This window comes from Pseudarthrobacter raffinosi (assembly GCF_023913735.1).
Classification (GTDB): domain Bacteria; phylum Actinomycetota; class Actinomycetes; order Actinomycetales; family Micrococcaceae; genus Arthrobacter; species Arthrobacter raffinosi.
The window spans coordinates 1-9,125 of record NZ_JAMXBH010000037.1 but is presented as its reverse complement, the minus strand read 5'-3'; the positions used below and the strand labels follow the sequence as shown (position 1 = coordinate 9,125).

At 64.7% G+C, this 9,125-nt stretch carries 10 protein-coding genes; 8 read left to right on the top strand and 2 right to left on the bottom strand.

The window, feature by feature from the left end; all coding sequences use genetic code 11:
* Positions 1 to 137: 137 nt before the first annotated feature.
* A complete protein-coding gene (locus tag NG698_RS21175) occupies positions 138 to 899 on the top strand; it encodes a sulfite exporter TauE/SafE family protein (protein WP_252603909.1) in 762 nt (253 codons plus the stop codon).
* Here NG698_RS21175 and NG698_RS21170 read toward each other — a convergent pair.
* Complete coding sequence (locus NG698_RS21170; protein WP_252612200.1) at positions 877 to 1,737, bottom strand: coiled-coil domain-containing protein; 861 nt, start codon at positions 1,735 to 1,737, stop codon at positions 877 to 879. The two genes, NG698_RS21175 and NG698_RS21170, sit on opposite strands and share 23 nt — an antisense overlap.
* A 1,080-nt stretch (positions 1,738 to 2,817) precedes the next feature.
* Here NG698_RS21170 and NG698_RS21165 point away from each other — a divergent pair.
* On the top strand, positions 2,818 to 3,783 hold the full coding sequence (locus NG698_RS21165; RefSeq protein ID WP_252603913.1) for a ferritin-like domain-containing protein: 966 nt from the start codon (positions 2,818 to 2,820) through the stop codon (positions 3,781 to 3,783).
* Positions 3,784 to 3,929: 146 nt separating this feature from the next.
* Here the strand turns inward: NG698_RS21165 and NG698_RS21160 are convergent, their stop codons facing one another.
* Complete coding sequence (locus tag NG698_RS21160) at positions 3,930 to 4,766, bottom strand: alpha/beta fold hydrolase (protein ID WP_252603915.1); 837 nt, start codon at positions 4,764 to 4,766, stop codon at positions 3,930 to 3,932.
* A gap of 269 nt (positions 4,767 to 5,035) precedes the next feature.
* On the opposite strand from NG698_RS21160, the gene NG698_RS21155 reads away from it, so the two are divergent.
* The 6 genes from NG698_RS21155 to NG698_RS21130 all read left to right on the top strand — a co-directional run bounded on the left by NG698_RS21155 (position 5,036) and on the right by NG698_RS21130 (position 8,784).
* A complete protein-coding gene (locus tag NG698_RS21155) occupies positions 5,036 to 5,431 on the top strand; it encodes a cupredoxin domain-containing protein (protein WP_252603917.1) in 396 nt (131 codons plus the stop codon).
* 50 nt (positions 5,432 to 5,481) lie between these two features.
* A complete protein-coding gene (locus tag NG698_RS21150; protein ID WP_252612199.1) occupies positions 5,482 to 5,913 on the top strand; it encodes a hypothetical protein in 432 nt (143 codons plus the stop codon).
* Between the two features lie 165 nt (positions 5,914 to 6,078).
* Complete coding sequence (locus NG698_RS21145) at positions 6,079 to 6,849, top strand: CHRD domain-containing protein (protein ID WP_252612197.1); 771 nt, start codon at positions 6,079 to 6,081, stop codon at positions 6,847 to 6,849.
* A 24-nt stretch (positions 6,850 to 6,873) separates the two neighbouring features.
* The gene (locus NG698_RS21140) at positions 6,874 to 7,575 is read left to right on the top strand and encodes a sortase domain-containing protein (protein WP_509908531.1); all 702 of its coding nucleotides are present in this window, start codon (positions 6,874 to 6,876) and stop codon (positions 7,573 to 7,575) included.
* 59 nt (positions 7,576 to 7,634) lie between these two features.
* The gene (locus NG698_RS21135) at positions 7,635 to 8,279 is read left to right on the top strand and encodes a hypothetical protein (protein WP_252612195.1); all 645 of its coding nucleotides are present in this window, start codon (positions 7,635 to 7,637) and stop codon (positions 8,277 to 8,279) included.
* Between the two features lie 55 nt (positions 8,280 to 8,334).
* Positions 8,335 to 8,784 carry a cupredoxin domain-containing protein gene (locus tag NG698_RS21130; protein WP_252612193.1) on the top strand — a complete coding sequence of 150 codons (450 nt, stop codon included), beginning with the start codon at positions 8,335 to 8,337 and terminating at the stop codon, positions 8,782 to 8,784.
* Positions 8,785 to 9,125: the final 341 nt, after the last annotated feature.

The following is a 9,125-nucleotide window of genomic DNA, read 5'->3' as shown; positions in this document are numbered from 1 at the left end:
CCAACGCCGTGACCCGGCGTAACAGCGGTGCCGACCAGAACCTCTACTACCTGGCCCCACCGGCTTAGCGTGACTCTCCCGAGCATTGGTCCTCAAGCCCCGACACAACCGGCACACGCCAGCAATCCCTGGCTCTGGTGTTCCTTGCCGGCGCCATCATCGGTGTCCTGGGCGGCATGATCGGCCTGGGCGGTGCCGAGTTCCGGCTGCCCCTGCTCATCGGGGTCTTCGGCTTCGCCGCACTGCAGGCCATCATCATGAACAAGGCCATGAGCCTGATCGTGGTCATCACTGCCCTGCCGGCTCGCCTCATCGGCGTCCCCCTTGCAGAGCTCTCGCCCTATTGGTTCATCGTCCTGAACCTCCTGGCAGGCAGCCTCATCGGCGCCTGGATCGGCGCCCACTGGGCTACCCGGCTCAACTCAAAAACGCTTTACCGCGTCATCGCAGTGCTGCTCGTACTGATCGCGGTGCTGCTGTTCCTCACCCACTTCTTCGCGGTGGAGCCCCTCAACGTTCCCGCCGGCCCACGGACCGTGCTCGGAATCGCGGCCGGCCTCATCATCGGCGTCGTGGCCGCCCCGATGGGAGTCGCCGGCGGGGAGCTGCTCATTCCCACGATCGTCCTGCTCTACGGCACCGACATCAAGATCGCCGGAAGCCTCTCCCTGGCCGTCTCACTTCCCACCATGCTCGTCGCGTTCGCCCGCTTCAGCAGAGACAAGAGCTTCTCCGTGCTGGGACAGAACAAACCCTTTCTCGTCGCCATGACGCTGGGCTCCATCACGGGCACCGTGATCGGCGGCCTTCTGCTGGGCGTTGTTCCCAGCCTGGTTCTTATTCCCCTGCTCGTCCTGCTCCTGCTGCTGTCCTCCATCAAAGTCTGGAACCACGACTAGGACCCGCTTCCGTCCGGTGATGACGTGCAGTTCGCTGCCGGGAAGGGCGGCGTGGGTGCGCTGACCGGATCCTTCGAAGGTCCCGGAGCGGGGTGAGCTGTTGGTCTTGCGCGGTGCGGAGATCACTGACGCGTGGGTCACCGTGAGTTCGCTCACGCTCGACGTCCGCCCATGCTGCGTCGCGTTCAACGATTGCGGTAGCCAGATTCCCGCGCAGCGAGCTGGCTTCCTCCCGAATGGTGTCGCGGACATTGCGTGCTTGATCGATTTCGTCCCGAATTTTCGCGAGGTCAGCCTCGGCGCGCTGCGCTCGTGCCGCGTTGTCGTCGGCGCGGGCGACCGCGCCCCGAGCACGTTCGTCTGCTTCGGCCCGCGCGGTAAAAGCCGTCTCGGTCCGCGCATTGGCGTCGTCGCACTCGTGCTCAGCCTCCCCCAGTCGCGTGCGTACGGTCGCCAGCTGCTCGCGCAGCCGGGACAGCTCTGCCTGTGCCTGTGCGTTATGGGCCTCGGCCGCGGCCCGGACGGCGACCAGCTCGGCCGTCACCTGGTCGAGAGTGTGTGTCCGGCCCCCCAGCTCGTGCTGAGTGACGGCGAGGGTGGTGTGCTGCTGCTCGGCGAGGTCGGAAGCTTCACTTGCTGCGGCGTCGGCCTCCAGCCGCTCCGCGTTGGCCTGACGTTGGGCTTGCTCGGCGCGGCTGGTTCGGGCGGTTGCGGCGGCGACTTGTGCGGCGGCCTCAGCCGTCACTGATTCGATCTGGGCCTCAACGGCGTCCGGGGCAGCAACGGTCCGCAGGTCCTCTATGAGGGCGGTGAGTTGCTGGCCCAGGTGCTCGACCATCCCGGCGACCGGCCGCTGAGCTCTCCCACGCGCTGGCGCGCAGCGTCAACGGGGCGTTTCTCATCCGGGGCGCTCCGGCTCAGCTCGTCGGCCAGCCGCCGCCGTGCGCGCCAGGCGGCGGTCCGGTTGCCTCCGGAAATCCGCTACGCGATTAGAGTCAGAGTAAGGTCACTTAGCATCATTTGACCATAACCAAACTTTTCCGGGCGGCCGGAACCACGTCCGCAAGAATCCCCTTTGGCGGCCGTGCTTTAACGGGTCTTACAGGAGCCTGGTTCCCTGGTGGACGGACACGTTGGCGATCTCCATCACCTCCATCATGGCGGTCCACGTCCCTTCACCCCCGGCACCGGCCCCCCGGGGACCAGTGCCGCGTCAAGGTCTGCCGGCAGCAGCCTCCGGCGACTTGTCGGTGGCGGTAACCAGGGCGTTCCACGGGATCCGGAGCCGGAGGACGTGGCCACCCGCCGGAACCGGCTTGGTTCTTGCAAACGCTCTGCGGGCTTACTCCGCGGCCGGGAGGTTTTCGGTTGACGGACCCTGGAGGACTTCCCCTCCGGCGGTGAAGCGGGAGCCATGCAGCGGACAATCCTTCGACTACCCGGTACCGATGGAGCATGTCACGGCGCTGGCGGGATTTGACTGCAGCGTGTCGTAGAGCTGACTGCGGGGCGAAGACTCCGCCCGCCATGATGAGGAAGCCAACAGGCTGGGGCTGAACCTGATGACCAAATCGTCACCGGACAAAATACGTCGAACAAAGGTTGCCGATGACTTGAGGGTACGGGCCGACGAGGCAGCCAGAGCAGCTCACAATGCCGGGCCGGCGGATGCCATCCCAGCAGACGCGCCGCTACGCGGGCATTACCAAATGATTCTTCGATAGCAGCTACGCGGGCATCTTTGATGACCCCATTAGAGAGACAACGCGCTCCCCTTTCATAACGTTCCCGGGACCGGTATTATGCTCCATATCATGGCCTTTTTGGCCGTGGCGACGAGGGCCGTCGCAGCGCTGGGGTGCGCTAAAGGAATTAATCCTGCCCCCGCCATCTCATTTGAATGGCAGGAGAACGTCCAATGTTTGAACAACGCTTTATTGTTGACGCCATTTCCCGGAGTTCTGAAAACGCGGTGGACCGTCGCCGCTTTTTCCGTGCGGCCGGGCTCAGCGGAATCACGGCCGGTGCCGCGATTGTCGCCGCCGGCGTGGCCACGGCATCGTCCGCTGCGGCGGATGGAGGGGCGCCGAGTGATTCGGCGATCCTGAACTTTGCCCTGAACCTTGAATACCTCGAGGCGGAGTTCTATCTTCGGGCCGTCACCGGCGTGGGATTGGCGGATAAGTTGACCACCGGAACAGGCACGCGGGGCCCCGTCGTCGGCGGCAGGGCAGTGTCCTTTCAGACGCCCCTGATCAAAAAGTACGCCGAAGAGATCGCCGCTGATGAAAAATCCCATGTGGCATTCCTGCGCAGTGCCCTGGGAAGCGCTGCAGTGTCCCGGCCGCGGATCAATCTTAACGACAGCTTCACCGCAGCGGCCCGCGCCGCCGGACTGGTCGGGGCACACGAGAAATTCGATGTCTACGCCAACGAGGTCAACTTCCTTTTCGGCGCCTATATCTTCGAAGACGTCGGCGTCACAGCGTACAAAGGCGCGGCACCGCTGATCAGCAATAAGACCTATCTTGAAGCCGCTGCAGGGCTCCTGGCCGTGGAGGCATACCACGCCGGCATCATCCGCACGACCCTCTACGCCCTGGGAGTCCAGACGCCTTCCATCTACACCACAGCGCAGAAGATTTCGGACGCCCGTGACAGCCTCGACGGCAAGACCGACCTGGATCAGGGCATAGGCACCGCCGCTGTGGCCAACCTCGTTCCCACCGACGCCAACGGACTGGCCTTCAGCCGCACCGCTGCCCAGGTGCTGAACATCGCGTACCTGACTCCCAAGCAGGTCACCTCTGGAGGGTTCTTCCCGGCAGGCGTTAACGGCACCATCAACACCAGCGGCGGCGGCGGCGACGACGACGAGGACTGACGCGGCCGTGAGGCGACGCGTCCGCAGGACCGCTGCCACCTGACTGCCGGGACCCGGCCGATCCGGGACACCCGGCAGCACGTCCTCAGCGCCCCGTCACTGACTCACCTGCAAGCTGTCGGTGACGGGGTCCCGCTGTGTTGAGGCTATTTGGCCAGGAACTGGATGAGGGCTTCGTTCCATTCGTCGGGGTGGCTTACGTTGCATCCGTGCGGGGCTCCGGTGATGACGCGCAGTTCGCTGCCGGGCAGGGTCGCGTGGGTGCGCTGACCGGATCCTTCGAAGGGTACGGTCGCGTCGCCCTCTCCGTGGAGCACGAGTACGGGCACGGTTACTTTGGGCAGGTCGTCACGGAAGTCGGTGCCGCCGAAGGCGGCCATGCACGCGAGGGCTGCTTTTTTGTCCGCCTGCTTGCACAACGCGACGGCGTCCTGGCGCTGTTGTTCGCTGACTTTGAGTTCTCCGTTGACGGAGAAGAACTCGCGGGTGAATCCGTCGTAGAACTCGTCCTCGTCCTTGGTGAGGTCAGCGGCCATCTTTGCGGCCGCCTCCTTGGTCAGGGGCCCTTCGGGGTTGTCGTCGGTCTGCATCATGTAGGGCGGGACCGCGGAGGCGAACACCACGCTGCGGAGCCGTTCCGTGCCGTAGCGGCTGAAGTAGCGGGCGACTTCTCCGCCGCCCATGGAAAACCCGACCAAGGTGACATCGTTCAGGTCAAGCTGCTCCAGCAGGACGTGCAGGTCCTCGGTCAGGGTGTCGTACTTGTAGCCGGACACTGGTTTGTCACTGCGCCCGAAGCCGCGCCGGTCATAGGTGATGACCCGGTATCCGGCTCCCTGCAGGGCCGGTATCTGGGCCTGGAACGCTTCCCCGGACAGCGGCCACCCGTGAATCATGACCACCGGCCGACCCTGGCCGCCGGTGTCATCCACGTGCAGGTTGGTGTCCTTGAACAATCCGTGATGTGCAGTGATTTCGGTCATGACTCACCCTTCGATGTTTTGGGCCGTGCCGGTTGGAGCCAGCCTACACAGACCATCAGCATGCTGTCTTTCTTAATCGGAGAACTTCCTGCCGGCATCATGACCGCCACTGCAGGTGAGCTCAGCTCACGAATCCTTGGAAACATACAGCCGGGATGCCAGCCGGGCAGTCCGTGAGGGCGGGGGTGACGAATAAGAGTGTGTGGGGTGGTTTCCTGATGGGCGCGCCGTCCGGCGTGTGGAGGACACATCCCTGCGAAGGGATTGTCATGAGAACGATCAACCGTATTCTGGCCCTAGCTGGAACCGTGTCGTTGGCGGCCATCACCGGCTGCGCAGCTCAGGAAGGGGGCTCTTCCGCCCCGCCGCCCGCGACCAGCTCCGCTGCCCCATCATCTAATGCTTCGGCGCAGGCCGGCGAGGCAGTCATCACGATCAAGGACTTCGCCTATGAGGTTCCGGCATCGGTGAAGCCAGGGGCGACAGTGACGGTAACGAACGCGGACAGCGCTCCCCATACCCTGACGGCCAAGGACAAGGGCGGGTTCGACATCGAGGTCCCGGGCGGCGCAACGGTGATCTTCCAGGCCCCTGATTCCCCGGGTGAGTACGGAATTATTTGCAGCTTCCATCCGCAGATGACCGGAACGCTGGTCGTGAAATGAACCGAGAAATGAGTCGGCCGGAACTAAAATCGCATTCACGGTTTCTGTGGGTGCTGCGTGTCGGTGTCGCGGCGGGCCTGGTGGTCAGTGCCGTGATCCATGTCCAGCTCGCCCCGGGCTATCAGCAGGCAGCGCCGGGCGGCATCGGACAGGGCACGCTGTTTTTGGTCCAGGCCGGCGCAGCGGTCCTGGCCGCGGTGTTTGTGCTGGTCACGGGCTCACGCGCCGCTTTCGCGTCCGCCGCCGTGGTGGCCCTGTCGTCTTTGGCCGCGGTGATCCTTTACAGGTATGTCCAGGTCCCGGCTATTGGGCCGCTGCCGTCGATGTATGAGCCGGTTTGGTACGCGGCCAAGGTTGTATCGGCGGTGGCCGAAGCGGTCGCGGGGGCCCTGGCGGTGGCCGGATACGCCCTGCTGCACAAGAACCAGTCGGGATCAGGGACGGCTGCCCGGGGCCGCGGCCGCGGCGCTTCGGCTGCTTGAACCAGCCGGATCACGGCTTCCTGAACACCCACGCCTCGCTGGCCTGCGGAAGTATGTGGCACAATTCACATTCTCACCCGTCCTTTTCTGGTGTTGTCTCGAAGTACTGGTGTCCCCTCCCGGGGGCGCCAACATCACACGCGCGTGAATGAGGAGATTTTTCAAATGAATAAGTCACTCCGCTTTATGGCAGTTCCCACCCTGGCTTTGGGCGCCCTGGCCCTTTCCGGTTCCCCCGCGATGGCAGCGGACCAGTCCTACCAGTCGACCCTGGGCCAGCTCAACGGCAGCGCAGGCGCCGGCACTATCACTGTTGATGTCACCGGTAACCAGGCCCATGTTGTCCTGAAAGTTTCGGGTATGCCGGCGACGTTCATGGATGCCCCGTACCCGCACGTCCAGCACATCCATGGCGGCAAGCAGGGCACCTGCCCGGACCCGTCTGCCGATAAGGACGGCGACAAGGTCATTTCCACCACCGAGGGCGATCCGTTCTACGGTCCCATCCAGACCACGCTCTCCACGAGCGGGGACACGAGCCCGGCAGCGGGCCTTGACCTCAAGGTCGGTGGCCAGGGTGCGGCCTACACCGTTGACCGCACGTTCGAACTGAACGCCGAGACCATGGCTTCCCTGAAAGCGGGCACCGCAGTTGTGGTCGTGCACGGCCTTGACCCGGCCACGCTCAGCGCGGCAGGCCAGGCCGCCAAGAGCGACCTTGCCCCGACCCTTCCGCTCGCCGCCACTTCCCCCGCCCTGTGCGGGACCTTGAAGGCCGGCCAGATGAAGATGCCGGCAGGCGGCGCTGAGACCGGCGTCACCGCCGAAACCGGCACCGACACCGGAGCCCTCGCTATCGGCGGCGGTTTGGCCCTGATCGCCCTCGCCGGCGGAGCCTACGTTGTCCGTCGCCGCAGCGCCGGATCAGCAGCCTAAGCAAGGGCGGACTGGACCATCACTGTGACACTCATGAATCCCGGCCACCGCAGAGGCCCCCTGGCCTCTGCGGTGGCCGGGGTTCTGCTCCTGCTCACCCTGGCCGGCTGCGGCGCAGGAAACAACGGAACGCCCGACGCCGGCTCCCCACCTTCCGCCTCATCTCCGGTAACACCCGGCACGACCGCGGCTCCGACACCGGCTACAGCCACCCCGCCGCCCGCCGCCCCCGTGGCGGCCCCGCCCGCACAGCAGCTTCCGCCGGTGATGGGCGCTTCCGCTCCCGTCACCTTGGCCATTCCCTCCATCGGGGTCCGGACGGACCTTCTCCACCTGGGACTGCGGGAGAACGGCTCCCTGGAAGTCCCGGAAGACACCGGTAACGGCACACCCGCCAGCTGGTACAACGGCTCCCCCACACCCGGTGAACGGGGACCCTCCGTGATCCTCGGTCACGTCAACGCCCTCGGCGGGAACACCGGGGTGTTCGCGGACCTCCAGAAGCTCAAAAACGGCGACGAAATCAACGTGTCCCGAACCGACGGCAGCATCGCCGTGTTCACCGTTGACCGCGGCACCCTCTACAGCAAGAACGAATTCCCCACCCTCGAGGTCTACGGGAACACAAATAACGCCGAACTCCGGCTCGTCACCTGCGACGGCTACGACCCCGCCACCGGCCTCTTCGACGACAACTACGTCATCTACGCCACACTCAAAGCCTGACAACGCACAGCCTGAAAAGCGGCCGCAAATCCTTAGCGGGAGCGGCCAGGACGGAAGTCATGAAAAACCGTACTCCCCTGCTGGCCTCGTTGGCACTCTCGTCCCTGCTGCTCTCCGGCTGCGCAACAGCGGCCGGATCCGTCACCGCACCGTCGGACGTCTCGACGCTGGCCCCCTCGGCTGCTTCACCCGAGGCGGGGCACACCGACAGCCAGGGCAGCGGGCACCACAGTGACGGGTCATCATCCCCGGACACACCCAAGGCCGACGGTCCCAGTGACGCTGCCCTGATGGTCTGCGGAGACCAGCCGATGGACAGGCTCACCGCCATCCTGGACCTGAAGGAGGACCCGCACACGATCAACGACTGGGCCGACAGCACCTTCACCTGCACCTACCACCTGGCCGAGGGGGCACTGGTGATCTCTGTTCAGGAGGCTGCAGACCCTGCGTCGGCACGGGTATATTTCGACGCGATGCAGGCCCTGGCCAAAGACGCCACACCCATCGAAGGCCTCGCGAACCTCGGCTTCCCGGCCTATGAAACCGCCGACGGGTCAGCGGTGTTCCAAAAAGACGCCTTCGTCCTGCACGTGGACGCCACCGACCTGCCCGCCACCCTGGGACCGGAGAACATCACCAGGAACGCCCTGGCCTACCAGCTCTCCACCACCATCCTGGCCTGCTGGGTCGAACACCCCTGATCCGCTTATGCGCAAACAAAGGCACCAACCGACGGCACCCATGAAAGGTTCACCCATGAAAGCAAACACCAGAACCGGTAGCGCGCTCGGACTCGCGGCAGCAATAGCAGTGCTGGTTTTATCCGGCTGCGGGACCCCCGGCACCTCCGGGTCCGGCACGACAGCCAACCCCACACAGGCAGAACAATTCCCCTCAGCTCCTGCCGCCACCACAGAACCTGCTCCCTCAACCTCCGGCCCCGGCTCAACACCAGCGGCGGCCCCGGCGAAAATACTGATCAAGGGCTTCAAATACCAGGGCGCGGAAACCGTGAGCCCCGGAGCGACGGTCAGTGTGACCAACGAAGACACCGAAGCGCACACCATCACCGCTGACACCGGTGACGCGTTCGACGCCAACATCCAAGTCGGCACCGGCACCTTCACCGCACCCGTCGAACCCGGGACCTACCCCTACCACTGCAACTTCCACGGCAACATGAAAGGCACCCTCACCGTGAAATAACACCCCGGCAGAAGGACGCAGTACACCGGGAACGAAGTGGGGTCTGGAACGGAGATATTCGTTTCTTCGTTACCGGCACGTGCGTCCCGAAGGGTCTGCGCTCGTCTTCCCGGATCGAGGTTTCCCTGGCCCGGTTGCCTTCCACGCGGCAACTCACCGATGCGGGGACCGGCACATGGGCGGGTCTCGGGCATGCCCAACGGTATCCCCAGGTGGTCCTACAAACCCCAGGGCTTATCCCAATACCGTTTACTTAGCGTAGGTTCTGTTAATGTTGCGGTATGGCTCGCAGCGGATGGATTAAGCCCGAAACCCCGGAACGTCTGAGTGATCACGTCTCT

Coding starts and splice junctions, on each gene's coding strand:
- NG698_RS21170 (WP_252612200.1), bottom strand. CDS start 1,737: ATGGTCGAGCACCTGGGCCAGCAACTCACCGCCCTCATAGAGGACCTG.
- NG698_RS21165 (WP_252603913.1), top strand. CDS start 2,818: ATGTTTGAACAACGCTTTATTGTTGACGCCATTTCCCGGAGTTCTGAA.
- NG698_RS21160 (WP_252603915.1), bottom strand. CDS start 4,766: ATGACCGAAATCACTGCACATCACGGATTGTTCAAGGACACCAACCTG.
- NG698_RS21155 (WP_252603917.1), top strand. CDS start 5,036: ATGAGAACGATCAACCGTATTCTGGCCCTAGCTGGAACCGTGTCGTTG.
- NG698_RS21145 (WP_252612197.1), top strand. CDS start 6,079: ATGAATAAGTCACTCCGCTTTATGGCAGTTCCCACCCTGGCTTTGGGC.
- NG698_RS21135 (WP_252612195.1), top strand. CDS start 7,635: ATGAAAAACCGTACTCCCCTGCTGGCCTCGTTGGCACTCTCGTCCCTG.
- NG698_RS21130 (WP_252612193.1), top strand. CDS start 8,335: ATGAAAGCAAACACCAGAACCGGTAGCGCGCTCGGACTCGCGGCAGCA.